Origin of the sequence: Pseudomonas algeriensis (genome assembly GCF_048847255.1) — a bacterium.
Lineage (GTDB): Bacteria > Pseudomonadota > Gammaproteobacteria > Pseudomonadales > Pseudomonadaceae > Aquipseudomonas.
The window spans coordinates 118,833-143,052 of record NZ_JBKKRK010000008.1; the positions used below are offsets into that span (position 1 = coordinate 118,833).

20 protein-coding genes are annotated in these 24,220 nt (G+C 58.0%); 11 read left to right on the forward strand and 9 right to left on the reverse strand.

Annotated elements, in window-relative coordinates; genetic code table 11:
- Window positions 1–102: 102 nt before the first annotated feature.
- Together katE and ACLK1G_RS14395 are read right to left on the reverse strand one after the other, a co-directional pair.
- Window positions 103–2,241, reverse strand: a complete 2,139-nt coding sequence (gene katE / locus ACLK1G_RS14390) for a catalase HPII (protein WP_420766031.1) — start codon at window positions 2,239–2,241, stop codon at window positions 103–105.
- Between the two features lie 232 nt (window positions 2,242–2,473).
- Window positions 2,474–4,357 (reverse strand): ricin-type beta-trefoil lectin domain protein, encoded by a 1,884-nt coding sequence (locus ACLK1G_RS14395; protein WP_420766032.1) that lies wholly within the window; start codon window positions 4,355–4,357, stop codon window positions 2,474–2,476.
- Between the two features lie 426 nt (window positions 4,358–4,783).
- Between ACLK1G_RS14395 and ACLK1G_RS14400 the strand changes: the two genes are divergently transcribed.
- The 6 genes from ACLK1G_RS14400 to ACLK1G_RS14425 all read left to right on the forward strand — a co-directional run bounded on the left by ACLK1G_RS14400 (window position 4,784) and on the right by ACLK1G_RS14425 (window position 9,602).
- Entirely contained in the window at window positions 4,784–5,791 is a 1,008-nt protein-coding gene (locus ACLK1G_RS14400) for a methionine ABC transporter ATP-binding protein (RefSeq protein ID WP_420766033.1), read from the forward strand.
- Window positions 5,791–6,465 (forward strand): methionine ABC transporter permease, encoded by a 675-nt coding sequence (locus ACLK1G_RS14405; protein ID WP_420766034.1) that lies wholly within the window; start codon window positions 5,791–5,793, stop codon window positions 6,463–6,465. The genes ACLK1G_RS14400 and ACLK1G_RS14405 overlap by 1 nt, the downstream gene beginning before the upstream one ends.
- 90 nt (window positions 6,466–6,555) lie before the next feature.
- Window positions 6,556–7,326 carry a MetQ/NlpA family ABC transporter substrate-binding protein gene (locus ACLK1G_RS14410; RefSeq protein WP_420766035.1) on the forward strand — a complete coding sequence of 257 codons (771 nt, stop codon included), beginning with the start codon at window positions 6,556–6,558 and terminating at the stop codon, window positions 7,324–7,326.
- A 201-nt stretch (window positions 7,327–7,527) separates the two neighbouring features.
- Window positions 7,528–7,902: a lysozyme inhibitor LprI family protein gene (locus tag ACLK1G_RS14415; RefSeq protein WP_420766036.1), complete on the forward strand. Its 375-nt coding sequence runs from the start codon at window positions 7,528–7,530 to the stop codon at window positions 7,900–7,902.
- 228 nt (window positions 7,903–8,130) lie between these two features.
- A complete protein-coding gene (locus tag ACLK1G_RS14420; RefSeq protein WP_420766037.1) occupies window positions 8,131–9,255 on the forward strand; it encodes a GGDEF domain-containing protein in 1,125 nt (374 codons plus the stop codon).
- A gap of 41 nt (window positions 9,256–9,296) precedes the next feature.
- Window positions 9,297–9,602: a hypothetical protein gene (locus ACLK1G_RS14425; RefSeq protein ID WP_420766038.1), complete on the forward strand. Its 306-nt coding sequence runs from the start codon at window positions 9,297–9,299 to the stop codon at window positions 9,600–9,602.
- A 163-nt stretch (window positions 9,603–9,765) separates the two neighbouring features.
- Here the strand turns inward: ACLK1G_RS14425 and ACLK1G_RS14430 are convergent, their stop codons facing one another.
- From ACLK1G_RS14430 to ACLK1G_RS14440, 3 genes are all read right to left on the reverse strand, one after another.
- A complete protein-coding gene (locus ACLK1G_RS14430; RefSeq protein WP_420766039.1) occupies window positions 9,766–10,554 on the reverse strand; it encodes an SDR family NAD(P)-dependent oxidoreductase in 789 nt (262 codons plus the stop codon).
- 308 nt (window positions 10,555–10,862) lie between these two features.
- The gene (locus tag ACLK1G_RS14435) at window positions 10,863–11,750 is read right to left on the reverse strand and encodes a lysophospholipid acyltransferase (RefSeq protein ID WP_122567691.1); all 888 of its coding nucleotides are present in this window, start codon (window positions 11,748–11,750) and stop codon (window positions 10,863–10,865) included.
- Between the two features lie 43 nt (window positions 11,751–11,793).
- Entirely contained in the window at window positions 11,794–12,351 is a 558-nt protein-coding gene (locus ACLK1G_RS14440; RefSeq protein ID WP_420766040.1) for a DNA-3-methyladenine glycosylase I, read from the reverse strand.
- Between the two features lie 81 nt (window positions 12,352–12,432).
- Between ACLK1G_RS14440 and glyQ the strand changes: the two genes are divergently transcribed.
- The 4 genes from glyQ (at window position 12,433) to ACLK1G_RS14460 (ending at window position 16,831) form a co-directional block, all read left to right on the forward strand.
- Window positions 12,433–13,386 carry a glycine--tRNA ligase subunit alpha gene (gene glyQ, locus ACLK1G_RS14445; protein WP_022641565.1) on the forward strand — a complete coding sequence of 318 codons (954 nt, stop codon included), beginning with the start codon at window positions 12,433–12,435 and terminating at the stop codon, window positions 13,384–13,386.
- Window positions 13,383–15,437 (forward strand): glycine--tRNA ligase subunit beta, encoded by a 2,055-nt coding sequence (glyS, locus tag ACLK1G_RS14450; RefSeq protein WP_420766041.1) that lies wholly within the window; start codon window positions 13,383–13,385, stop codon window positions 15,435–15,437. The genes glyQ and glyS overlap by 4 nt, the downstream gene beginning before the upstream one ends.
- A gap of 3 nt (window positions 15,438–15,440) precedes the next feature.
- The gene (gmhB, locus tag ACLK1G_RS14455) at window positions 15,441–15,974 is read left to right on the forward strand and encodes a D-glycero-beta-D-manno-heptose 1,7-bisphosphate 7-phosphatase (RefSeq protein ID WP_420766042.1); all 534 of its coding nucleotides are present in this window, start codon (window positions 15,441–15,443) and stop codon (window positions 15,972–15,974) included.
- Window positions 15,975–16,051: 77 nt separating this feature from the next.
- On the forward strand, window positions 16,052–16,831 hold the full coding sequence (locus tag ACLK1G_RS14460) for a lysophospholipid acyltransferase family protein (protein WP_420766043.1): 780 nt from the start codon (window positions 16,052–16,054) through the stop codon (window positions 16,829–16,831).
- 166 nt (window positions 16,832–16,997) lie between these two features.
- Here ACLK1G_RS14460 and ACLK1G_RS14465 read toward each other — a convergent pair whose 3' ends face one another.
- Window positions 16,998–18,512 carry a sensor histidine kinase gene (locus tag ACLK1G_RS14465; RefSeq protein WP_420766044.1) on the reverse strand — a complete coding sequence of 505 codons (1,515 nt, stop codon included), beginning with the start codon at window positions 18,510–18,512 and terminating at the stop codon, window positions 16,998–17,000.
- Between the two features lie 236 nt (window positions 18,513–18,748).
- On the opposite strand from ACLK1G_RS14465, the gene ACLK1G_RS14470 reads away from it, so the two are divergent.
- Entirely contained in the window at window positions 18,749–19,483 is a 735-nt protein-coding gene (locus ACLK1G_RS14470) for a response regulator transcription factor (protein ID WP_420766045.1), read from the forward strand.
- Window positions 19,484–19,545: 62 nt separating this feature from the next.
- Here ACLK1G_RS14470 and gyrB read toward each other — a convergent pair whose 3' ends face one another.
- Genes gyrB through dnaN form a run of 3 tightly spaced genes read right to left on the reverse strand, consistent with a single transcriptional unit; the run spans window position 19,546 to window position 24,190 of the window.
- Window positions 19,546–21,963: a DNA topoisomerase (ATP-hydrolyzing) subunit B gene (gene gyrB, locus ACLK1G_RS14475; RefSeq protein WP_420766046.1), complete on the reverse strand. Its 2,418-nt coding sequence runs from the start codon at window positions 21,961–21,963 to the stop codon at window positions 19,546–19,548.
- Between the two features lie 5 nt (window positions 21,964–21,968).
- A complete protein-coding gene (gene recF / locus ACLK1G_RS14480; protein ID WP_420766047.1) occupies window positions 21,969–23,072 on the reverse strand; it encodes a DNA replication/repair protein RecF in 1,104 nt (367 codons plus the stop codon).
- A gap of 14 nt (window positions 23,073–23,086) precedes the next feature.
- A complete protein-coding gene (gene dnaN, locus ACLK1G_RS14485) occupies window positions 23,087–24,190 on the reverse strand; it encodes a DNA polymerase III subunit beta (RefSeq protein ID WP_025211054.1) in 1,104 nt (367 codons plus the stop codon).
- Between the last annotated feature and the right edge of the window lie 30 nt (window positions 24,191–24,220).

The following is a 24,220-nucleotide window of genomic DNA, read 5'->3' on the forward strand; positions in this document are numbered from 1 at the left end:
TGCCCGTAGCACGCTCGCTTCCCATGAGTTTAGTGAACGACTACTAACCCCCGTGGGAGCGAGCTTGCTCGCGATAGCGTCCCGGCGGACAACAAATTTCCTTTAGGCCGGAACCGCCTTGGCCTTAGCCTCCCGCGCCCAAACCCGATGTTGAGCAATCGCGTCAAAAAACGCCTGGAACTTGCTCGCGTCAGCATCCGGAATCAACCCTGCGTCCGCCTCTAGCTTCAACAACACCAACAACTGCCGGGCTTCGCCATGCAGCGCAATGGCCTTGAGGTGTTTGTAAGCTTCCAACAGGTAGTGCAACGCCACCCCATCGGCACTCAAGGCTTTGATCGACTCCACGCCACCCGGTACAAACACCGCGTCGAAGGCAATCGACGGCAGGCCTTCCATCGAAGCATCCACCGGCAGCGTTTGTCCGTTGGCCGCCGTCACCGGAGCGGACGTCGGACCAAGGATCTTCGCGTGGGCGCCTTCTGCCTCCAGCGCCTTTTTGAGCGCATCGATGATCGCGCCGTCGACGCCATTCGCCACCAACACCGCGACCTTGCGCGTCTTGATGTCGCCGGATAGCAGGTTCGCCTGGCTCAATGCCGGGGACTGCTGCAACGAAGGCGTCGGAACATCGACCGTACACGCGGTGGGTGCCGGCAAGCCGAGGTTTTTCGCAACGCGCCCGGCCAACTCCAGATCGATATTGGCGAGAATCTCGTTTACCTGCCTCGCCCTGATGAACTCGCGCTCCACCTTGCCCAGCTCGAAGCTATAGGCCGCGATAATGTGCTCTTGTTCGTGGGCGCTCATGCTCTTGTAGAACAGCCGAGCCTGGGAGAAATGATCACCGAACGAATCGCTGCGCTGGCGGATCTTGTGGGCGTCGATACGCTCCGGATAGCTTTCGAAACCGCCATCTTGAGGACCTGGCGGGGTTTCCTTCGGCCAGCCACCGTCGATGGAGTTCGGCTCGTAGGACGCGCGCCCTTTATCGATGGTGGTGCGGTGCATCGCATCACGTTGGCCGTTGTGCACGGGCGTGATGGCGCGATTAATAGGCAGCTCATGAAAATTCGGGCCGCCGAGTCGGCTGATCTGCGTATCGGTGTATGAAAACAGCCGTCCTTGCAGCAATGGGTCGTTGGTGAAGTCGATGCCCGGCACGATATGTCCTGGGCAGAACGCAATCTGCTCCACCTCGGCGAAGAAGTTGTCCGGGTTGCGGTTCAATACCATCTTGCCCAACGGGGTGATGGGCACAAGTTCTTCTGGGATGATCTTGGTCGGGTCGAGCAAGTCGAAGTCGAATTTATGCTCGTCTTCCTCGGCAACGATCTGAACGCCGAACTCCCACTCGGGGTAGTCGCCCATCTCGATGGATTCCCACAGATCGCGACGATGATAATCGGTGTCCTTGCCTGCAAGCTTCTGGGCTTCGTCCCACACCAGGGAACAAGTGCCCGCCTTGGGCCGCCAGTGGAATTTGACGAAGCTGCTGCGCCCTTCAGCGTTGATCATACGGAAGGTGTGCACGCCAAAACCCTGCATCGTGCGCAGGCTCTTTGGAATCGCCCTGTCGGACATGGCCCATATCACCATGTGAGCAGATTCCGGAACCAATGAGACAAAATCCCAAAAGGTGTCGTGGGCCGAGCCACCGGTGGGGATTTCGTTATGGGGCTCGGGTTTCACCGCGTGGACAAAATCTGGAAATTTCACCGCGTCCTGGATGAAAAATACCGGCATGTTGTTGCCCACCAGGTCGAAGTTGCCCTCGTCGGTGAAAAATTTCACGGCAAAACCGCGCACGTCCCGTACGGTGTCACCGGAACCGCGTGGACCCTGCACGGTGGAAAAACGCACGAACACAGGCGTTTTTTTATTGGGGTCTTGCAGGAAACCAGCCTTGGTCAGGGCCGCATGTGATTCATAGGCCTGAAAGTAGCCATGGGCACCGGTCCCGCGGGCATGGACGATGCGCTCCGGGATCCGCTCATGGTCAAAGTGCGTGATTTTCTCACGCATGATGAAATCTTCCAGCAACGATGGCCCACGGGCGCCGGCACGCAGGGTGTTCTGGTTATCGGCGATTTTTACGCCCTGGTTTGTGCGCAGCGCCTGTTCCGTGGCATCGGAGCGAAACTGCTCCAGGCTTTCGAGCTTGGCGTTGGTGTTGGTGCGATCCAAGGTATCGGTCCCGGCCAATTGGCTCTTGTCGTCCTTGGGTGGGTGAGTACTCATCAGGCATGAACTCCTCGTTTCGATCCTTGAAGGCAGGATCTTGGGGACAAAGCCGGGATAGGTATCCGGGCATAGGGAGTGACCTAAGTAGTGACTGATCAGGATCAGAGCCGTTCCGTTCTGTTTGCACCTACTGAATCGATGGCCTCGCGCAGGGTCACTCGTAACCCTGCGCAAGCGATACCAACCGAGTCGTCACCTTTTATCACGGTCCGATTGGCCTGGATTCAGTTCAGATGCCGTCGCGCAAAATCTCGATGCGCCACCGCTGGCGTGTGTCGACGCCTTGGTAGCGCTCGACCCACTCCGGACTGATCTGTGGCGAAGGGCCCAAATGGTTGGGCATAACGTCGTGAAGAGAAGGGGCCCGCGGGTAGCTCGCCCAGGGGATGTTCAGTGGGTTGAAGGAGTTCTTGGGCGTACTTTGGAAGTGCATCGAATCATCCGGAATAACCTTCACTCGATTGTTTTCCGAATACAGTAGCCACTCTCGGTTATATAACGAATGCAGCCGGTCGGCTTGCCATTCCCATTGTTGCCGGTTGTCCAATGCACATCGGGCTGTCACCATCGAGCCGTCAGTTTCGCGGACGCTCAAGCATCGATTAGTTGCCCTGTTGACATATCGACTCTCGGAGTCGAAACCCCACAGCTGTTTCGTATCGGAGGCCATGCAGGATTGAAGGCTGACGCTGGCGTCAAGGTTTTCAGATAGACATCTTCCAGCCCCCTCGGCAGAGCGAATCAATACGGTCATCTCACGAGTCAAGAAAGGATTGTTCAAATCCAGCGTGTACGTTTCCTCAGCATTAAATACATCCGTTACTCGGCGGCTCCTGACCTGGGTTCTGTCCCACCACCATTCGGAACGGCCAAGATCGTAACCGCCACCAACGCTGACAGTTGCGAAACCCGTATAAGAGCCTGGCAATTCCCATAACGAATAGTTTTCAAACGATGCGGAACGCATCATAGGCGTCATCCTGTCTTCGGTTAATTCCGGAAGCTGACTGGTTGTCCGCCGGATCAAGACGTTTCTGAGCTGGGAATCTATGGGCGCGATCCACGTAACTTTCGGATCATCACCCAGTTCTTGTAACAACGCGTAGTCCCTGAATGTGAAAGTGGTAGTTTTCGAATGAGAATAATTAAATCCGAAGTTCACATTGAACGGTGACTTTGCGGCGTAGCTAATATTTTCCGCTCTGGTTGCGCCAAACTCACTGCCTAATGTTCCACCAATGGCGAGGCCCGTGGCCTGAGTTTCCGAATAGGTAAATTCAGTTCTTGAGTCGCTCGGAGGCGCCGATTTCACAAGTGTTGGCGTGTCGGTCGGCGTCGTCACCTGATGGCTGAAACGGTAAGCATGCGGTAAATAGGCTCCCCACAGGTTAAGCCCGGTACCCCCCGTACCTCCGATGACTATCCCGTTCTTCGAGGAATGTACGGTGGTCGGGGACGTCGTTATCGAAATGAATTTTTTATCTTGGCTCCGCTCCGCGCTCCTGACCACGTCAATGTTTACAACAGAAGTCATTTCCCGGGTAGGACTTCGTAAATTAATATTGTAGGTCAATTTGGGCAGGCCAATATATTCTTCTTCTGTCGCGGTCATTCGCCGTTTCAGGCTACGTTCCGACAACAGCGACCTGGCCGCTTCCATGACGCTATCGTCCTCATAGCCTTCCAGTCGAAACACCTCAACGGTACTCTTGCTCTCGCGGCTAAATAAAGCATAGCCAAAGGTGCCGGATATACCAAAAATCCGACTTACCCGCTTATTTAGTTCAGGGTCCTGACTGTTCAGTTTCAATAAAATCGGCGTCCCTGAGCGAAAGATCGCACTGGCAGCTTCGATCGAGCTTTCATCGGCTACGGCGGCAATATCCAGATAGGCCAAGGTGGAGTAGGCCGCATCCGAAGCGGCCTTTAACAATTCCTCTTGGCGAACATCTTTCACCAATAACAACTGCTGATCCAGGCTATCAGCCATGGCAGGCGAAGGGAGGGCACCAAAGACGATTAAGCGGTTCGAAATTGTATTCTCATCCGCCGTAGCACTGGCGATTAAACTTAGAGCGAACAGCCCCGTCAATAATGCGTTTCGATTATTCATATCAATTCCTTTTAGTGTTTCATCCTGGTTTGAAACGGCATGCCCCACTTACATGCGCGGAGCAACTTTAAACTAACAGATGTCCCTGCGAATGCAACTAAAGGCCTTGTCCAGCCTGCAACCAAACATTAATAAAGCGATATCGCTGAAAGGTGGTATTCCCATCATATTATTTCAAGAAAAATCGGCAGGTTTTCCCGGTTACCTATCGGCACGTAGGAGTTCGCTCCGACGTGGCAGGCAATCGCGAAACCTGCCCGTGAAGAAGAGCCCCAGACAATCGCACCGGCACGACCTTTGATCGCGTTATTGCCAAATGACAGCTGCGATGCAAAATAAATGCTAAGAACCCCTATAAGGACAGGCTAAAATGCGCGCCCGGCTTACCGCTGATCCTTTTTCAACGCGCCCCACAAGGTTCGCTACGTGATCGAGTTTCAAAACGTCCATAAAACCTACCGGGTTGCCGGTAGGGATATCCCCGCCCTGCATCCGACCAGCCTGACAATCGAGAACGGTCAGGTCTTCGGCCTCATCGGCCATTCCGGAGCAGGAAAAAGTACTCTGCTGCGCCTGATCAATCGCCTGGAAGATTCCACGGGCGGCAAGATCATCGTCGATGGCGAAGAAGTCACCGCCCTGGACGCCAGCGGCCTGCGCCGTTTCCGTCAACAGGTCGGGATGATCTTCCAGCACTTCAACCTGCTGGCATCCAAGACTGTCGCCGACAACGTGGCGCTGCCGCTGACGCTGGCGGGCGAATTGTCCCGCAGCGAAATCGACCGGCGCGTCGCCGAGCTGCTGGCGCGGGTAGGGCTTTCAGACCATGCCCGCAAATACCCGGCGCAATTGTCCGGCGGCCAGAAGCAGCGCGTCGGCATCGCCCGTGCCCTGGCGACCAAACCCAAGATCCTGCTTTGCGACGAGGCCACCAGCGCCCTTGACCCTCAGACCACCGCCTCGGTGCTGCAATTGCTGGCGGAGATCAACCGCGAGCTGAAGCTAACTATCGTTTTGATCACCCATGAAATGGACGTGATCCGCCGAGTGTGCGATCAAGTGGCGGTGATGGACGCTGGCGTAATCGTCGAGCAAGGCCCGGTGGCCGACGTGTTCCTGCACCCCAAGCACCCGACCACCAAACGTTTCGTCCAGGAAGACGAGCAGATCGACGAAAGCGAACAGCGCGACGATTTCGCCCACGTCCCAGGACGCATCGTGCGTCTGACGTTCCAAGGCGATGCGACCTACGCGCCGTTGCTCGGCACCGTCGCCCGGGAGACCGGCGTGGACTACAGCATCCTGGCGGGACGTATCGACCGCATCAAAGACACCCCCTACGGGCAACTGACCCTCGCCATCACCGGCGGTGACATGGAGGCGGCGTTCGCCCGCTTCACCGCGGCCGATGTCCACATGGAGGTGCTGCGCTAATGGAACTGTTGAGTTCGTTCTTCTCCAATATCGACTGGCTGGAAATCTGGCTGGCCACCGGCGACACCTTCCTGATGCTGTTCGGTTCGCTGCTGTTCACCGTGCTGCTCGGCTTGCCCCTGGGCGTGTTGCTGTTTCTGTGCAGCCCGCGCCAGTTGCTCGAAGCCCGCGGCGTTTATGCGCTGCTGTCGCTGGTCGTAAACATCCTGCGTTCGCTGCCATTCATCATCCTGTTGATCGTGATGATCCCGTTCACGGTGTTGATCACCGGCACCTCCCTGGGCGTGGCCGGCGCGATCCCACCGCTGGTGGTCGGCGCCACCCCGTTCTTCGCTCGCCTGGTGGAAACGGCACTGCGCGAAGTGGATCGCGGCATCATCGAAGCGACCCAGGCCATGGGCGCCACCACGCGGCAGATCATCGTCAACGCCTTGCTGCCGGAAGCCCGCCCGGGCATTTTTGCAGCGATTACGGTGACAGCCATTACGCTGGTGTCCTACACGGCCATGGCCGGTGTGGTCGGCGCCGGTGGTCTGGGCGACCTGGCGATCCGCTTCGGTTACCAGCGTTTCCAGACCGATGTCATGGTCGTCACCGTGGTGTTGCTGCTGGTGCTGGTTCAGGTTCTGCAAACCGTGGGCGACAAACTGGTTGTGCATTTCTCTAGAAAATAAGGCCTCGCGCCAATAAAACCATGAGCCGGCCATTCGCTGGCGGCGTCGAGAGCAGGCGCCGCAAGCGGGCACTAAAAAGGAGTTAGCTGAATGAAAAAACTACTGGTTGCCTTCGCTGCCGCCGCAGCGTTCTCTGCCCACGCCGATACCCTGACCGTCGCGGCCACGCCGGTCCCCCATGCGGAAATCCTCGAATTCGTCAAACCGGCGTTGGCGAAGGAAGGCGTGGACCTCAAGGTCAAGGTCTTCACCGACTACATCCAGCCGAACGTACAGGTGGCTGAAAAGCGCCTGGACGCCAACTTCTTCCAGCACCAGCCGTACCTGGATGAGTTCAACAAAGCCAAGGGCACGCACTTGGTGAGCGTGGCGGGTGTGCACCTGGAGCCACTGGGCGCGTATTCGAGCAAATACAAAAAGCTGGAAGAACTGCCAGGCGGCGCCAACGTGGTGATTCCTAACGACGCCACCAACGGCGGCCGTGCGCTGTTGCTGTTGGCGAAGGCTGGGGTGATCAAGTTGAAGGATTCGAACAATATCCTGTCGACCATCAAAGACATCGTTGAAAGCCCGAAGGACCTGAAGTTCCGTGAGCTGGAAGCCGCGACCATTCCGCGGGTACTGACCCAGGTGGATCTGGCTCTGATCAATACCAACTATGCGTTGGAAGCCAAGCTTGATCCTTCCAAGGATGCGTTGGTGATTGAAGGTAACGACTCGCCTTATGTGAACATCCTCGTTGCCCGTCCGGACGACAAGGACAGTGAGGCGATGAAGAAGCTGGTGGCGGCTTTGCATACGCCGGAAGTGAAGAAATTCATTCTGGAGAAGTACAAAGGGGCAGTTTTGCCGGCGTTTTGAGCTGATCAGGTGGCAAAAAAACGGGGCTGCGTGGGAATGCAGGCCCGTTTTTTTATGCTTGGAATAAAGAGCTAAAACAACAAGCTGGTTGCCGCTCGGTAAAGAAATGGCTGAATCAAATACTTTTATTGTTTTACAAACCCTCATGATAGATTCGCGCCGCAACCTCTAATCAATAGAGGGCATTCAGGGAGAGAAGTAGTGATCAAGTCTGTGTTGGTTGGGGCATTGCTGGCAACGGCATCGGCATCGGCGTCTGCGATGAGTTGCGATAATCCTAGAAACGCCTATGACAGAACCTATTGCGCATCGCTGAAAATGGTTCAGTCAGATCAGGACATCAATGATCAATACAAGAAGACGATGAGCGCGCTGAATCCGGATCAAAAGAAAAAAGTGAAAGCCGCTCAGATCCAGTGGATCAAGACTCGTGACAACGCCTGTTCCAACGATGGCCTGCTCTACTTGGACTGTGCCAATGAGAAGACTGAGGCGCGTATCGTCATACTCAAGGCTATCGAGCGCGAATGCCGTGCCGCCGGTTGCGACGACGCGAAGCTGTCGCAGGTCGAGTAATCCGCTAGCATTGAGCGCATCGGGTTTGCAGTCGTAGCCACGAAAAACCCGACGTGAAGCGTCGGGTTTTTTCTTTAGCAGGTTGAGCCGCTGTCACGGCCCAGCGGAAGCAAGCATCCTCGCCACTAAGCTCGGTTCAATTGGGGCCGTGGGCTTAATTCAGTTGTTTGCGCTAATGGCAGGGTGCCACAATCGCCTTCTTCGCTGCGTCATAATCAGGTGGTTCAAATGGATGGCCCAAGATTGCGCAATGGCCAGGATTTTGTAATAGCCGAGCAGGTTCGAACAGATCGGTTGCAGCAACTGTTTCGCCAGTCTGTTTCTGCGGTTTTCGGTAGTTACCTGGCTGCCATCATGTTGAGTTGGCTGTGTTGGGATCGGTTTGACCACAGCACTATCGCTTGGTGGCTATTAATCCTGACCGCATCGACGCTGTTGCGTATCGCGATGTTCATAGCCTATCTGCGCAGCGACGAAAGTGAGCGTACGCCACAACGCTGGGAGCGCAGGTACTGGGTCACGCTAGTGCTATCCGCAAGCATCTGGGGCGGTGGTGCGTTCGTGCTGATGCCAGCGGACGATCTGTTGTCCCAGGCGCTGGTCATGCTGTTTACCGTGGGCATGTCTGTCAGTGCGGTGTCCTGCTATTCGGCTTACCGCGATATGACCCTGGCCTCCATTGGCCTGGTGCTGTTCCCGTGCACCGTCTGGCTGCTCTTTCAACCGTCTCCGATTCAAGTCGGCATGGCACTTTCAATCTTGGTGTTCGCGGCATTTGCCGCTCGCGCCACGCACAAAATGTCCCAAGCCCTGGAAATTGCCTTTCGTCTCACCCGTGAGATGGAACAGGCAAACAGCATCTCCACCCGTGCCGCACAAACCGATGAACTGACCGGCCTGAAGAGTCGGCGGGCTTTTTTTGAGCATGCCCAGCAGCTCTATGATGAATGTAAGAGCAACCGGTTAGGGTTGTGCGCAGTCATGCTGGATATGGATCACTTCAAGCACATCAACGACACCTACGGCCACCAAGTCGGGGATCAGGTTTTACGCGAGATGGGGACGGTGATCAGTTCGTCGTTTCGGGCGACGGATATACATGGCCGGCTCGGTGGGGAAGAGTTCGCCATTCTGCTTCCAGACACTTCAATCGAGGTCGCTACCCAGATTGCAGAACAGCTCATCGATGCCATTGCGGGTTTGATGATCGAGCCTGTTCACGGCATATCAGCCAGCCTCGGCGTCGCGTCGACGGAGGTCTGCAATAAGGATCTCCATAGTTTGATGAACGATGCGGATAAGGCCCTGTATCGAGCAAAGGCGTTGGGGCGTAATCGAGTGGCTGTTGCTTAGCAGAAGACCATTTCGGCATTAACTTTCATGAGAAATTGAAATTGAAATTGAAAAAAATAGTGTTAACCGGATTTATTCTTTCCGCTCTAGCAGGTTGCACCTTCACCGCCGCTGACAAAGTCGGCCCGGGCGAATATATGCTCACCTGCGGTGGCAGTGTTTTCAACTCAAGGGAAGGCATGTTGGAAAGTATCAATAACAAAGCCAAAAAGGTTTGTAACGGAAAGCCGTACCGTCTGGAAGGTAATGCTGGAGCTCCTACCCTCGTCAGTACCCAGACTCAGCTTGGCACCACTCCAACCACAATCCTGGCGATGAAAGCCATTTGCGAAGATGACGGCCAATAGTGTTGGTTCGAGGCGTTTGGCGTTAATGGGAAGCAAGCGCCCTCGCCACATGGTCAACCAAGACTGAATGAAAGCGAGACTTGGAATGCGGTCTCGTTTTTTACTCGGATCTCGGTTCATCCTTTGCGAGGACGCTTGCTCCTACTTTCAGCGACGCATTGCGCTAAATGATGCTATCGACCACCCCACCATCAACCCGCAACGCCGCGCCGGTGGTAGCCGAGGCCTGTTCCGAGCTGGCGTAGATGATCATGTTGGCGACTTCCTCGACGCGCGCCGCGCGCTGGATGATCGAGGTGCTGCGATGCTCGTTGACGAAATCTGCCGCGACCTTTTCCAGGCTTTCCCCGCTGCGCTCGACGTCTGCCTGGAGCATTTGGGCAACGCCTTCGGAAAGGGTTGGCCCAGGCAGCACCGAGTTCACCGTCACGCCCGTGCCGGCGAGGCGCTTGGCCAGGCCGCGAGCGATGGACAGTTGCGCGGTTTTGGTGAAGCCGTAGTGGATCATGTCGGCGGGAATATTCACGCCCGACTCCGACGAGACAAACACGATCCGCCCCCAACCGCGCTCGACCATACCCTGTGCGTAAGCCCTGGAAACACGCACACCGGACATCACATTGGTTTCGAAGAAGCGCTGCCATTCGCTGTCCGGCGTTTCGAAGAAGTCTTGCTGTTTGAAAATGCCCAGGTTGTTGATGACGATATCGAAGTTGGGGTGCTTGGCGATGAGTGTCTGGCAACCTCGCTCGTTACTGAGGTCGCCCACAAAGCCTGTGGCCTTGGAGGAAAGATCACCCAACCGCTGCAACGCATCCTCCACGCTGCTCTCGCTGCGACCGTTGATGACCACATGGGCGCCGGCTTCCAGGAAGCCTTTGGCGGTCGCAAAACCGATACCGCTTGTGGAACCGGTGACCAGGACGTGACGTCCGGTGAAGTCGATGTTCATGAGGGGGACTCCTTGATTGATGAACCATAGGAAGTGCGATCGTTCTGGCTGGACGGTCATCCAATGGACTAGAGATGGCTTTGCAATCCCAGCGTTTGCGATACCGCAGGCGTTTAATCATGGACACGATTGAGGCTTTGCGCCTCTTTGTGCTCAATCTGGCATCAGGAAGCCGACCACACCGCCAGCTCATAACCAGTGCCGGCCTCTTCGCGAGCAGGCTCGCTCCCACAGGGGGCTTGGGTGTCCACAGTTTGTGCATCCACCACAAATTCCTAGCAGCCTCGCTCATATTAAACAACAGGCCTTCAGTACCACCGCGCCTCGCCCGGCGGGCGTTTCTTGAAGCGTTTCATGCTCCACATGTACTGGCTCGGGTAGGCGCGTACGTAGCGTTCCACCACTTGGCTCATCGCGGCGCAGGAGGTTTCGGTGTCGGTGCTGTACATTGCGTCGGGGGCGGCTTCGAGGATGACTTTGTAGCCGGAGCCGTCCGGCAGGCGCAGGGCATGAAGGAACACGCCCACTGCTTTACCGCCAGCGAGCATGTTCGGCACGAACTTGCTGGTCAGGGCCTGGGTGGCAAAGAAGGGCACGAAGATGCCGGCGGATTCGGCCGGTTCAGGGTCGGCGGGGATGCCCACTTGGCCGCCTTTGCGCACTTCCTTGATGACACTGAGGATGCCTTCCTTGGTCGACGCCGCTACTTTGTTGCCCAATTGCACGCGTTGCTTCTGCAGCAATTCGTCCACCGCCTTGAGCTTGGGCGGACGGTAGAAAATGATCGGTTTGCACTGGCTGCAATAGAAGTGGTTGAGCACTTCCCAGTTGCCCAGATGGCTGGTGATGCCAACCACGCCCTTGCCCGAGGCCAGGGCTTCTTTCAGCACCTCCAGGCCTTCGACTTCGCGCACCAGTTCGATGGAGCGCTGGGCCGGCCAGATCCAGGCGCAGGCGCTCTCGGTCAGAGACTTGCCGATGTCCTTGAGGCTCTGGCCCACCAGGCGTTCGCGCTCGGCCGGGTCCATCTCGGGAAAGCATTTGGCGAGGTTGATCCGCACCACATCGCGGGAACGGTTGGGAAATTTCCACATGAGCCAGCCGATGGCCGAGCCCACCGCCTGCACCGCTCGCCAGGGCAGCAGCGCAAACAACCGCAGAGCGCCGACCAGCAAGGCGCCTTTCAACTTATCCACAGGTCACTCCTGAATGTATGGGGCGTGTTGCGAGCTGGCTATTCTAACCGCCGTTTACCAACTCGGCGTAGCGGTCGCAGTCTTGGGTGTGGTCCATGACCATGCCCGAGGCCTGCATCAGCGCATAGCAAATAGTCGGCCCGACAAAGGTGAACCCGAGTTTTTTCAGGCCTTTGCTCATCGCCAACGCCTCAGGCGTGATGGCTGGCACTTCGGTGCGGTCCTTGAAATGGTTGACGATGGGTTTGCCGTCCACGAACGACCAAAAGAATGCCACCGGGTCTTCCAGGGCCAGCCAGGCCTGGGCATTACGGCGTGCAGCCTTGAGCTTGAGACGGTTGCGGATGATGCCGGGGTCGAGCATCAGTTCATCGATTTCCGCGTCGCTCATCTGCGCCACCCGTTGCACATCGAAGCCGTACAACACTTGCCGGTAGCGCTCGCGTTTGCGCAAAACAGTGATCCAGGACAGCCCTGCCTGGAACCCTTCGAGCAAAAGCAACTCGAACAGACCCTGCGCATCGCGCAGCGGCGTGCCCCACTCTTGATCGTGATAAGCCATGTACAACGGATCTTCGGAACACCAAAAGCAGCGTGGCATAAGGCTCCAGGGGGCGTGCGCACGAACGAATCGGGTATACTCCCGCTCTTTAAATCGCAGCCCAAGAAACAGGTGAATTTCGTGAGCCAGCCTACGCCAGCCGTGCGTACCTTCCAAGACTTGATCCTCGCCCTCCAGCAATACTGGGCCGAGCAAGGTTGCGTGGTACTTCAGCCCTACGATATGGAAGTAGGCGCCGGCACTTTCCACACTGCCACGTTTCTGCGTGCCATCGGCCCGGAAACCTGGAACGCCGCTTATGTGCAGCCCAGCCGCCGCCCGACTGACGGCCGCTACGGCGAAAACCCGAACCGCCTGCAGCATTACTACCAGTTCCAGGTGGTCCTGAAGCCGAACCCGGAGAACTTCCAGGAACTGTACCTGGGCTCCCTCAAGCACGTGGGCCTCGACCCGTTGGTGCACGACATTCGTTTCGTCGAAGACAACTGGGAATCGCCAACCCTGGGCGCCTGGGGCCTGGGCTGGGAAGTCTGGCTCAACGGCATGGAAGTGACCCAGTTCACCTACTTCCAGCAGGCGGGCGGTATCGAGTGCTACCCGGTCACCGGCGAGATCACCTACGGCCTCGAGCGCCTGGCCATGTACCTGCAGGGCGTGGATTCGGTCTATGACCTGGTGTGGGCCGACGGCCCGTTCGGCAAAGTGACCTATGGCGACGTGTTCCACCAGAACGAAGTGGAGCAGTCGACCTATAACTTCGAACACGCCAATGTCGACAAGCTTTTCGAACTGTTCGATTTCTACGAAAGCGAAGCCAAGCGCCTGATCGAACTGGACCAGCCGCTGCCGCTGCCGAGCTATGAAATGGTGTTGAAGGCATCCCATACCTTCAACCTGCTGGATGCGCGCCGGGCGATTTCCGTGACCGCGCGCCAGCAATACATCCTGCGTGTACGCACCCTGGCGCGTTCCGTTGCGCAAGCCTACCTGCTGGCCCGTGCCAAGCTGGGCTTCCCGATGGCGACCCCGGACCTGCGTGATGAAGTGTTGGCTAAGCTGGAGGCTGCACAATGAGTGCTCAAGATTTTCTGGTTGAACTGGGCACCGAAGAATTGCCACCCAAAGCCCTGAACACCCTGGCCGATGCGTTCCTGGCCGGCATCGAAAAAGGCCTGCAAGCCGCTGGCCTGAACTTCGAAACCAAGCACGTCTATGCCGCGCCGCGCCGCCTGGCCGTGCTGATCACCGCCCTGGAAACCCAGCAGCCGGACCGCAGCATCAACCTCGACGGCCCGCCACGCCAGGCCGCGTTCGATGCCGACGGCAACCCGACCCAGGCCGCCCTGGGCTTCGCCAAGAAGTGCGGCGTGGACCTGAGCGAGATCGACCAGAGCGGTCCGAAGCTGCGCTACAGCCAGAGCATCAACGGCAAGCCGACCGCCAGCCTGTTGCCGACCATTGTCGAAGATTCCCTGAACGACCTGCCGATTCCCAAGCGCATGCGCTGGGCCGCGCGCAAGGAAGAGTTCGTGCGTCCGACCCAATGGCTGGTGATGCTGCTCGGCGACGAGGTCATCGATTGCACGATCCTGGCGCAGAAGGCCGGTCGCGATTCCCGTGGTCACCGTTTCCATCATCCGCACAGCGTACGCATCACGTCGCCGGCCAACTACCTGGCCGACCTGCGCGCCGCCTACGTGCTGGCCGACGCCAACGAGCGCCGCGAGCTGATCAGCAAGCGCACCGAAGAGCTGGCGACCAGCCAGGAAGGCACGGCCATCGTGCCGACCAACCTGCTGGACGAAGTGACCGCGCTGGTGGAATGGCCGGTGCCGCTGGTGTGCTCGTTCGAGGAACGCTTCCTTGAAGTGCCGCAGGAAGCACTGATCACCACCATGCAGGACAACCAGAAGTACTTCTGCCTGCTGGACGCGGAGGGCAAGCTGCTGCCTCGCTTCATCACCGTGGCCAACATCGAAAGCAAGGACCCGCAGCAGATCATCGCCGGTAACGAGAAAGTGGTTCGCCCGCGCCTGACAGACGCTGAGTTCTTCTTCAAGCAAGACAAGAAACAATCCCTGGAAAGCTTCAACCAGCGTTTGCAGAACGTGGTTTTCCAGGAAAAGCTCGGCAGCGTCTACGACAAGGCCGAGCGTGTCTCCAGGCTGGCGGCATTCATTGCCCCACGCATCGGCGGTGACGCCCAGCGCGCGGCCCGTGCCGGCATTCTTTCCAAGTGCGACCTGTCCACCGAGATGGTTGGTGAGTTTCCGGAGATGCAGGGCATCGCCGGTTATTACTACGCCCTCAACGATGGCGAGCCGCAAGACGTGGCACTGGCCCTGAACGAGCAGTACATGCCGCGCGGTGCCGGCGCTGAGTTGCCAACCACCTTGACCGGTGCGGCCGTGGCGATCGCCGACAAGCTCGACACCCTGGTCGGGATCTTCGGTATCGGCATGCTGCCCACTGGCAGCAAGGACCCGTACGCACTGCGTCGCGCGGCGCTGGGCGTGTTGCGCATCCTGATCGACAAGCAGCTGGACCTGGACCTGAACGACGCCGTGGCCTTCGCCGTGAATGCGTTCGGCAGCAAGGTCAAGGCTGCCGGCCTGGCCGATGCGGTGCTTGAATTCATCTTCGACCGCCTGCGTGCGCGTTATGAAGACGAAGGCGTCGACGTCGCGACCTACCTGTCGGTGCGCGCCCTGAAGCCGGGCTCCGCCCTGGATTTCGACCAACGCGTACAGGCGGTGCAGGCGTTCCGCAAACTGCCGGAAGCCGCTGCGCTGGCGGCGGTGAACAAGCGTGTATCGAACCTGCTGGGCAAAGCCGAAGGCAATATCGCGGCCACCGTCGAGGCCAAGTACTTCGACAACGCCAACGAGTTTTCCCTGTATTCGGCGATCCAGCAGGCAGACCAGGCGGTCCAACCGATGGCGGCGGCGCGTCAGTACAGCGAAACCCTGGCACGCCTGGCAGCGTTGCGCGAACCGGTGGATGCGTTTTTTGAGGCGGTAATGGTCAACGCTGAAGACGCCAACGTACGGGCCAACCGGTACGCACTGCTGGCGCGTCTGCGCGGGTTGTTCCTTGGTGTTGCCGATATTTCGCTGCTGGGGTAAGCCTTGAAACTGCTGATTCTCGATCGGGACGGCGTGATCAATCACGATTCCGATGCTTACATCAAATCGGTGGAGGAATGGTTGCCGATCCCCGGTTCCATCGAGGCCATTGCGCAGTTGAGCAAGGCCGGCTGGACGGTGGCGGTGGCCACCAACCAGTCGGGCATTGCCCGCGGTTACTACGAGCTAACCGTCCTGGACGCCATGCACGAGCGCTTGCGCGAGCTGGTGGCCGAGCAGGGCGGTGAAATCGGCCTGATCGTTTATTGTCCGCACGGGCCGGACGAGGGCTGCGATTGCCGCAAGCCCAAGCCCGGCATGTTAAAAACCATCGCCACGCATTATGACGTTGCGCTGGCGGGCGTATGGTTCGTTGGCGACAGCCTCGGTGACCTGGAGGCGGCCAAGGCCGTCGATTGTCAGCCAGTTTTAGTAAAGACCGGGAAAGGCGAGAAGACTCTGGGCAAGACCCTACCGGTGGGCACCTTGATATTTGACGACCTGGCGGCGATTGCCGCTGAACTTATCCACAACTAGGGCTCCCCGACATCCTGATCAAGGATTGTTCGGGAAGCGCTTGAACGGCGGGCATTGCCCGCATGGTAAACGCCGCTATGTCGATACTGCAGGCCATCAGAAGCTTCCTCTTTTACCTGCTGCTGGGCACCAGTTCCCTGTTGTGGTGCACGCTGAGTTTTTTTGTCGCACCGTTCATGTCGTTCAGGACGCGCTACCGCTTCATCAACGTCTACTGGTGCCGCTGCGCACTTTGGCTAAGCAAGGTGTTCCTGGGCATTCGTTACGAAGTGAAGGGTGCCGAGAACGTGCCCGACCGACCTTGCGTCATCCAGTCCAACCATCAGAGCACTTGGGAAACCTTCTTTCTCTCGGCCTATTTCGAGCCATTGAGCCAGGTCCTCAAGCGCGAGCTGCTGTTCGTACCGTTCTTCGGCTGGGCCATGGCGATGCTGCGCCCGATCGCGATTGATCGCGACAACCCCAAGGTTGCGCTCAAGCAAGTGGCGCAAAAAGGCGATGAGCTGCTGAAGGACAACGTCTGGGTCCTCATTTTTCCCGAAGGCACCCGCGTGCCCTATGGGACGATCGGAAAGTTCTCCCGCAGCGGTTCGGCGTTGGCTGTGAATGCAGGCCTGCCGGTGCTGCCGATTGCACACAATGCCGGAAAATTCTGGCCAAAGACGGGCTGGATCAGAACGCCTGGAACCATCACCGTGGTCATCGGCGCACCGATGTATGCAGAGGGCAGCGGCCCCCGGGCAATCGCTGAGCTCAACGACCGCGTCCAGGCCTGGAACGAGCAGACGCAAAGGGATTTGGGTTCGCTACCATCAGCCCCCGCCGCACCGGCAACGCCGGACACGCTCGCTGTCTGAGAACTGTGGATAACCTGTGTACCGTTTCGCTGAATTTAGTTGCTTTTATTTCCTAATTCCTTGTTTTTAAAGCATATTTCTTAAGCATATAAAACAGCGGAAAAGGTGCATAAGTTTTTATAGCGCTCTTGAAACGCAGCTTCGGTGTTCGTCGAAGCTGCGATTTTTAACTCAACAGCGGAAACCGCAAGCTGAAGGTTGTCCCTTCCCCCACTTCGCTACGGCATTCAATCTCCCCGCCGTGATGATCGACGACTGCCTTGACCATGGACAGTCCCAGGCCAATGCCATCCACGCCATGAGCTGAAGAAAAGCGTCGATACTGAATGAACAGGTCTGGCAGCTCCCCGGCATCGATGCCTTTGCCTTGGTCAACCACATCGCAAGTCAACCAACCCTCCGCACATCGCACATGCAGTGAAATACAGGTTTCGCTCGTGCTGTATTTGATGGCGTTTTCCAGCAAGTTGAAGAGCGCGCGAGTCAGCAGGGGTTGATCGGCGTTGACTGTCGCTTCGTCATCATCCAGTTGGTATTGCAGATGGATGTTCTTGGCCTGGGCGATGGGTAATGCCTGGTCGATGACGTCCAGGACCAGCATTGCAAACAGCGTCGGCCGGAACTGGTAGGCGTCTGATTCAGCCTTGGCCAATTGGACGAACCCGTCAGTCAGGTCCAAGGCACGACGGACCTGGCGCTCGATCTGGTCGAACAGTGGGTTTTCAGCCCCTGCGTCATGCCGATGCACATCGAGCAGCGCCAGGATGGCCGAGTGGGGGGCGCGCAGGTCATGGGAAAGGAAGCGGAGCATGACACTGCGCTGCTCTTCGGCCGCCCGCTCGGCGCTCAGGTCCGTCAGGCTCATCAGCCAACCGATAGGGACGTCCCCATCAACTGGCAGCAGCGCAGCTCTTTCCAGCCGCAGGCTGCGTTCACGTATGTCGCGAAACTCAACCAACGGCAATGTGGACAATCGGTGGGCAGGGGAGTGCGCCAATGCGGGATAACCCAGCCGTGCCAGTGCTTCCAGCACATCTGCGCCCACCAGGGCATGATCGAACAACTCACGGGCCTTGCGATTGCCGAGCAGTATGTTGCCTTGCGGATCGCTGATCATCGTCGCCACCGGCAAATACTCCAGGCCGTCGGCAATAAAACGTCGCGTGTCCCTCGTGCGATTCATGGCCTGTTCCAACGCCATGACTTGTCCTTGTAGACCATCACTGCCGATATAGGACGCGCGACGACGCTCCGGGAATACCTTCGGCTCCGCATCCAGGCGTGCCAACTCCCAACCAAAATAAGCCAGCACCACGCTCAAGCGCCGCCAGTTCCAGATCAGATAACCGCCGAGCATGCCCAGCAGGCTAGGTGCCGGCGACCACGACCTACCCTGCGCGTCCAGCAACAGGCTTACGAGTAGGGCCGCCGCCATGCCTGCCAATGTCGTTCCCAGGGCAAAGCGCGGGCGCAACAGCAGCGAACCCAGGACGCAGCCCACCAGACATGTTGATAGCAAGGCGGCGACCGTCCCATTGCGATCCGAGTGCACGCAATACGACATCAACGCGGTCGTTGGTAACAGGAGAAGACTTATCCACAACCATTCGCGAACCCAACGACGAAACAACCGTTGGACTTGGGTGGGTTCACGACTTTCATGGCGACGCGGGTTGCTCATAAGTAACCTGACGGAACATGGACTGGGGGGGAATGATCATGGCTTGGCGCGTCATACGTTCAGCGTCAAGCCCGAGACTATAGCGGACTCGATCGTGGCATGCGGCTGCCTTTCCCTCGTCGCCACTAGCCGGTATTGTCTCAGCCTGCGACAGGAGAGTGAAACACGTCAGCTGCTGAGTTGCCTTCATCGCCCCTGTGGATGTCAGTATTTTCAAGATCAAGGAATCGCGTCCCATGCGTGTCGCCATACTGGATGACGAACCGGCCGAACTACGCCGGGTGGAACAGACACTGCAACAGATCCCCGGAAGGGGCGAGCAAGCCTGGACACTGCATAGTTTCGAACGAAGCGAAGATCTGTTGCGCCAATTGCGCCGCGAAACATTCGACCTGCTGATACTCGACTGGCAGTTGCCGGATATCAGCGGACTGTCTTTGCTTCGCTGGACACGCGAGCACATGGACTCACCACCGGCTGCCATCATGCTCACCAGCCGTGACGGCGAGCACGACATTGTCCAAGCCCTTAATGCCGGTGCCGACGACTACGTCAGCAAGCCATTCCGTCCCAATGAACTCAAGGCCCGGGTTACGGCAGTACTGCGCCGTCATAACCTGCAACGCATACCGACCAGTGATGTCTTGGTATTCAACGACCTGGAATTCGACGACGCGGAACTCACGGTTACCCGCGCTGGCATTCCCATCAGCCTGACTGAACGAGAATATCGCCTGGCTCGCTGCCTGTTCGCCAACCTCGGGCGGCCACTGTCCCGGGAGTATTTTTATGAACGCTTCTGGACCCACGAGGAAATGACCTCGTCCCGTCCGCTCGACACCCACATCTACCGCTTGCGCAACAAACTAGGGCTGACGGCGGATCGGGGCTGGCAGTTGCTGACTATCTATGGGTATGGATATCGTCTGGAGAGCGTGGCGGCGGGCAGCGAGGCTTGCGAAGCGAGTTAGCGTAAAAAAAAAGGCCAACGCATACGCGTTGGCCTTCTTCGTTGGGGCAGTGACAACCCGGATCAGAAATCCAGGTTGGATACCGCCAATGCGTTGCTCTCGATGAAGTCACGACGTGGCTCGACCGCATCCCCCATCAGGGTATTGAAGATCTGGTCCGCGCCAATGGCGTCTTCGATGGTGACTTTCAGCATGCGACGCGAGCCCGGGTCCATCGTGGTTTCCCACAGTTGGTCCGGGTTCATCTCGCCCAGCCCTTTGTATCGCTGGATGGTGTGGCGCTTGGTGCTTTCAGCCATCAGCCATTCAAGGGCTTCTTTGAACTCAGTCACGGACTTCTTGCGCTCACCGCGCTGGATGTAAGCCCCTTCGTCTAGCAGCGTGCTCAACTGAGCGCCGAGAGAGACGACCGTCTTGTAGTCGTTGCTGCTGAAGAAGTCGCGGTTGAAGGTGACGTAGTTCGACAGGCCGTGGGAAATCAGTTCGACTTCAGGCAGCCATACGTTGCGTTCACGGTCTTCACGCAGGCTGGCCTTGTAGACCAGGCCGGATTTTTCCACGGTACGCAGGCGGACTTCATACTGGGCCAGCCAATCCTGCATGGCAGCGTGATCGGACAGTTGCTCCAGGCTTACGGCCGGCAGGTAGATGAAGTGCTCGGTCAGTTCCTGCGGATACAGACGCGACAGACGCTTGAGGGTCTTCATCACCAGGCGGAAGTCATTCACCAGGCGCTCAAGGGCTTCACCGGAAATGCCCGGCGCATCTTCGTTCAGGTGCAGGCTCGCGTCTTCCAGGGCCGACTGCGTCATGTACTCTTCCATGGCGTCGTCGTCTTTGATGTATTGCTCTTGCTTGCCTTTCTTGACCTTGTACAACGGTGGTTGGGCGATATAGATGTAGCCGCGCTCGATCAGCTCCGGCAACTGACGGAAGAAGAACGTCAGCAGCAGGGTGCGGATGTGCGAACCGTCAACGTCAGCGTCGGTCATGATGATGATGTTGTGATAGCGCAGCTTGTCGATGTTGTACTCTTCGCGGCCGATGCCACAGCCCAGCGCGGTGATAAGCGTGCCGACTTCCTGGGAGGAAATCATCTTGTCGAAGCGCGCTTTCTCGACGTTGAGGATCTTGCCCTTCAACGGCAGGATGGCCTGGGTGCGACGGTTACGACCCTGCTTGGCGGAACCACCAGCAGAGTCACCTTCCACGAGGTACAGCTCGGACAGGGCAGGGTCCTTTTCCTGGCAGTCCGCCAGTTTGCCCGGCAGGCCCGCGATGTCCAGCGCGCCTTTGCGGCGAGTCATCTCACGAGCCTTGCGCGCCGCTTCACGGGCGCGGGCGGCGTCGATCATCTTGCCGACCACCAGCTTGGCTTCGTTGGGGTTCTCCAGCAGGAAGTCAGAGAAGTATTTCCCCATTTCCTGTTCGACCGCAGTCTTCACTTCGGAAGACACCAGCTTGTCTTTCGTCTGGGAGCTGAACTTCGGATCGGGCACCTTGACCGAAATGATCGCGGTCAAGCCTTCACGGGCATCGTCACCGGTAGTGGCGACCTTATGCTTCTTCGCCAGGCCTTCCTGTTCGATGTAGTTGTTCAAGTTACGCGTGAGCGCCGAACGGAAGCCCACCAGGTGGGTTCCACCGTCGCGCTGCGGGATATTGTTGGTGAAACACAACAGGTTCTCGTTGAAGCTGTCGTTCCACTGCAGGGCGATTTCCACACCGATGCCGTCGTCGCGCTGCACATTGAAGTGGAATACCTGGTTGACCGCAGTCTTGTTGGTGTTCAGGTATTCAACGAACGCACGCAGGCCGCCTTCATACTTGAACAGCTCTTCCTTGCCGCTGCGCTCGTCCTTGAGGACGATGCCGACACCGGAGTTGAGGAAGGACAGTTCACGAATCCGCTTGGCCAGGATGTCCCAGCTGAAATGGATGTTCTTGAAGGTTTCGCTGGAAGCCTTGAAGTGGATCTGGGTGCCCGTGGTCTCGCTGTCGCCAACGATCGCCATCGGTGCCTGGGGCACGCCATGGACATAAGTCTGTTCCCAGATCTTGCCGCTGCGGCGAACGGTCAGCACCAGTTCTTCGGACAGTGCGTTCACCACCGAAACACCTACGCCGTGCAACCCGCCGGAAACCTTGTAGGAGTTATCGTCGAATTTCCCGCCTGCGTGGAGGACGGTCATGATGACCTCGGCAGCGGAAACACCTTCCTCTTTGTGTACGTCCACCGGGATGCCACGGCCGTTGTCGCGAACGGTGATGGACTCATCCGGGTGGATGATGATGCTGATGTCGTCGCAATGGCCGGCGAGGGCTTCGTCGATGGAGTTGTCGACCACCTCGAACACCATGTGGTGCAGGCCGCTACCATCATCAGTGTCGCCAATGTACATACCGGGACGTTTGCGTACGGCATCCAGGCCTTTCAGCACTTTAATGCTCGTTGAGTCGTACGTATTTTCTTCGCTCAATGCCTTCACTCCCGATGGTCGTGGGTCTGGGTGATACGGCCCTGTTCCACGTGGAACAGAGCGACTGGCGTTTCCGTCTGCCAGCCTTCCCTCAATATTTCGTGGTCTACACAAGTGATGAACACTTGGCAGCGTAAGTCTTCCAGCAAGCGGCACAACGCCCGACGGTGGGCTTCGTCCAGCTCGGACGGCAAGTCATCCACCAGATAAATACACTGACCGCGGCGGGCCTGGCTGACCAGATGCCCTTGGGCGATGCGCAAGGCGCACACAACCAACTTCTGCTGCCCTCGGGACAAGATGTCCGCGGCATTATGTGCGCCCAATCGAAGCCGCAGGTCAGCGCGTTGAGGTCCAGCCTGGGTATGACCCATCTGCTGATCGCGCTGCAGCGAGCCAGCCAGCACGGCACTCAATTCCCGGTCCTTATCCCAGCCTCGGTAATAGCTGAGCGTCAGACCCTCAAGCTCAACGAGTTCGCTCAACGTCTGTTCGAAAACCGGTTTCAAGGCTTTTATATAAGCGCGGCGGTATTCATCGATTTCGGCGCTGGCCTGACACAGTTCCCTGTCCCAAACCGCTTGCGAAACGGCGTCAAGTGTACCATGTCGCAGCCAAGAGTTTCGCTGGCGCAGCGCCTTCTGCAAGCGCTGCCAGGTCGCCATGAAACGCGGTTCCACGTGGAACACGCCCCAGTCCAGAAACTGTCGGCGGATCTTGGGCGCGCCTTCCAACAAACGGAAGCTGTCCGGGTTGATCAACTGCAACGGCAGGATTTCGGCCAACTGCGCGGCACTGCGCGCGTTCTGGCCATCGATGCGGATCTGGAACTCGCCTTGCCGGTCCCGCGAGATCCCCAGGGCGCTATGGCCGCCTTCCGCCAGTTCCACTTGGCCAAACACCGTACACGCCAGTTGGTCGTACTGAATGACCGGCAACAGACGGGTGCTGCGAAACGAACGGGCAAGCCCAAGCAGGTGCACGGCTTCCAGCACGCTGGTCTTGCCGCTGCCGTTGGCGCCGTAAAGAATATTGATGCGGGGGGAAGGGGAGAAGGTCACCGGGTGCAGATTGCGCACCGCGGTGACCGAGACGCGACTTAAGGACATCTAGCTGATTCTGATTACAGACGCATCGGCATGACAACGTAAGCCGAATCGTCGTTATCAGACTCCTGCACCAACGCGCTGCTGTTGGAGTCGGACAGGATCAGACGCACCTGCTCAGTGGTCATCACGCCCAGCACGTCTAGCAGGTAGCTGACGTTGAAACCGATTTCCAGTGAGCCGCCGTTGTAGTCCACGCCGACTTCTTCCTCCGCTTCTTCCTGCTCGGGGTTGTTCGCCTGGATCTTCAGCTGCCCGTTGGCCAACTGCAAACGAATGCCGCGGTATTTTTCGTTGGAGAGGATCGCGGTACGGCTGAACGCTTCGCGCAGCGCTTGGCGATCGCCCAGCACCAGCTTGTCACCACCTTTTGGCAGCACACGCTCGTAATCGGGGAACTTGCCGTCCACCAGTTTCGACGTGAAAGTGAACTCGCCAGTCGTGGCGCGGATGTGGTGCTGGCCCAACACGATGCTGACGTTGCCGTCCGGCTCGGTCAGCAGACGGGCCAGCTCCAAAATGCCCTTACGCGGCACTATTACCTGATGGCGATCCGGCTGACCGATATCAGCCTGCATCGAGCACATCGCCAAGCGATGACCGTCGGTAGCCACGGCGCGGATGATCCCGGCAGACACTTCCAACAGCATGCCGTTGAGGTAATAACGCACATCCTGCTGGGCCATGGCGAAACTGGTGCGCTCGATCAGGCGGCGCAGCTTGCTCTGCTCCAGGCTGCAAGTCAGCGATCCCGGGCCTTCCTCGACCGTCGGGAAATCGTTGGCCGGCAGGGTCGACAAAGTGAAACGGCTGCGACCAGCCTTGACGACGAGCTTTTGCTCATCAACTTTGATATCGATCAGCGCATCGTTTGGCAGGCTTTTGCAGATATCCATCAGCTTACGCGCAGGCACGGTGATGGAGCCCGGATCGGCCGGCTCTTCGAGTTGGACACGACCAACCAGCTCGACTTCCAGGTCGGTACCGGTCAGCGACAATTGCTGGCCTTCGACAACCAGCAGCACGTTGGAAAGTACCGGCAAGGTCTGGCGGCGTTCGACGACGCCCGCGACCAGTTGCAGGGGTTTCAACAGGGCTTCGCGTTGAATGGTGAAATGCATGGTCTAGTCCCTTGCCTTAATAAGCTGCGC

Excerpts from the sequence above, each read along its gene's own strand:
- ACLK1G_RS14440 (WP_420766040.1), bottom strand. The coding sequence starts at position 12,351 with ATGCCACGCTGCTTTTGGTGTTCCGAAGATCCGTTGTACATGGCTTAT.
- ACLK1G_RS14395 (WP_420766032.1), bottom strand. The coding sequence starts at position 4,357 with ATGAATAATCGAAACGCATTATTGACGGGGCTGTTCGCTCTAAGTTTA.
- recF (WP_420766047.1), bottom strand. The coding sequence starts at position 23,072 with ATGTCCTTAAGTCGCGTCTCGGTCACCGCGGTGCGCAATCTGCACCCG.
- ACLK1G_RS14430 (WP_420766039.1), bottom strand. The coding sequence starts at position 10,554 with ATGAACATCGACTTCACCGGACGTCACGTCCTGGTCACCGGTTCCACA.
- ACLK1G_RS14470 (WP_420766045.1), top strand. The coding sequence starts at position 18,749 with ATGCGTGTCGCCATACTGGATGACGAACCGGCCGAACTACGCCGGGTG.
- katE (WP_420766031.1), bottom strand. The coding sequence starts at position 2,241 with ATGAGTACTCACCCACCCAAGGACGACAAGAGCCAATTGGCCGGGACC.
- glyS (WP_420766041.1), top strand. The coding sequence starts at position 13,383 with ATGAGTGCTCAAGATTTTCTGGTTGAACTGGGCACCGAAGAATTGCCA.
- ACLK1G_RS14465 (WP_420766044.1), bottom strand. The coding sequence starts at position 18,512 with ATGAGCAACCCGCGTCGCCATGAAAGTCGTGAACCCACCCAAGTCCAA.
- ACLK1G_RS14410 (WP_420766035.1), top strand. The coding sequence starts at position 6,556 with ATGAAAAAACTACTGGTTGCCTTCGCTGCCGCCGCAGCGTTCTCTGCC.
- ACLK1G_RS14405 (WP_420766034.1), top strand. The coding sequence starts at position 5,791 with ATGGAACTGTTGAGTTCGTTCTTCTCCAATATCGACTGGCTGGAAATC.
- ACLK1G_RS14420 (WP_420766037.1), top strand. The coding sequence starts at position 8,131 with ATGGATGGCCCAAGATTGCGCAATGGCCAGGATTTTGTAATAGCCGAG.
- ACLK1G_RS14460 (WP_420766043.1), top strand. The coding sequence starts at position 16,052 with ATGTCGATACTGCAGGCCATCAGAAGCTTCCTCTTTTACCTGCTGCTG.
- dnaN (WP_025211054.1), bottom strand. The coding sequence starts at position 24,190 with ATGCATTTCACCATTCAACGCGAAGCCCTGTTGAAACCCCTGCAACTG.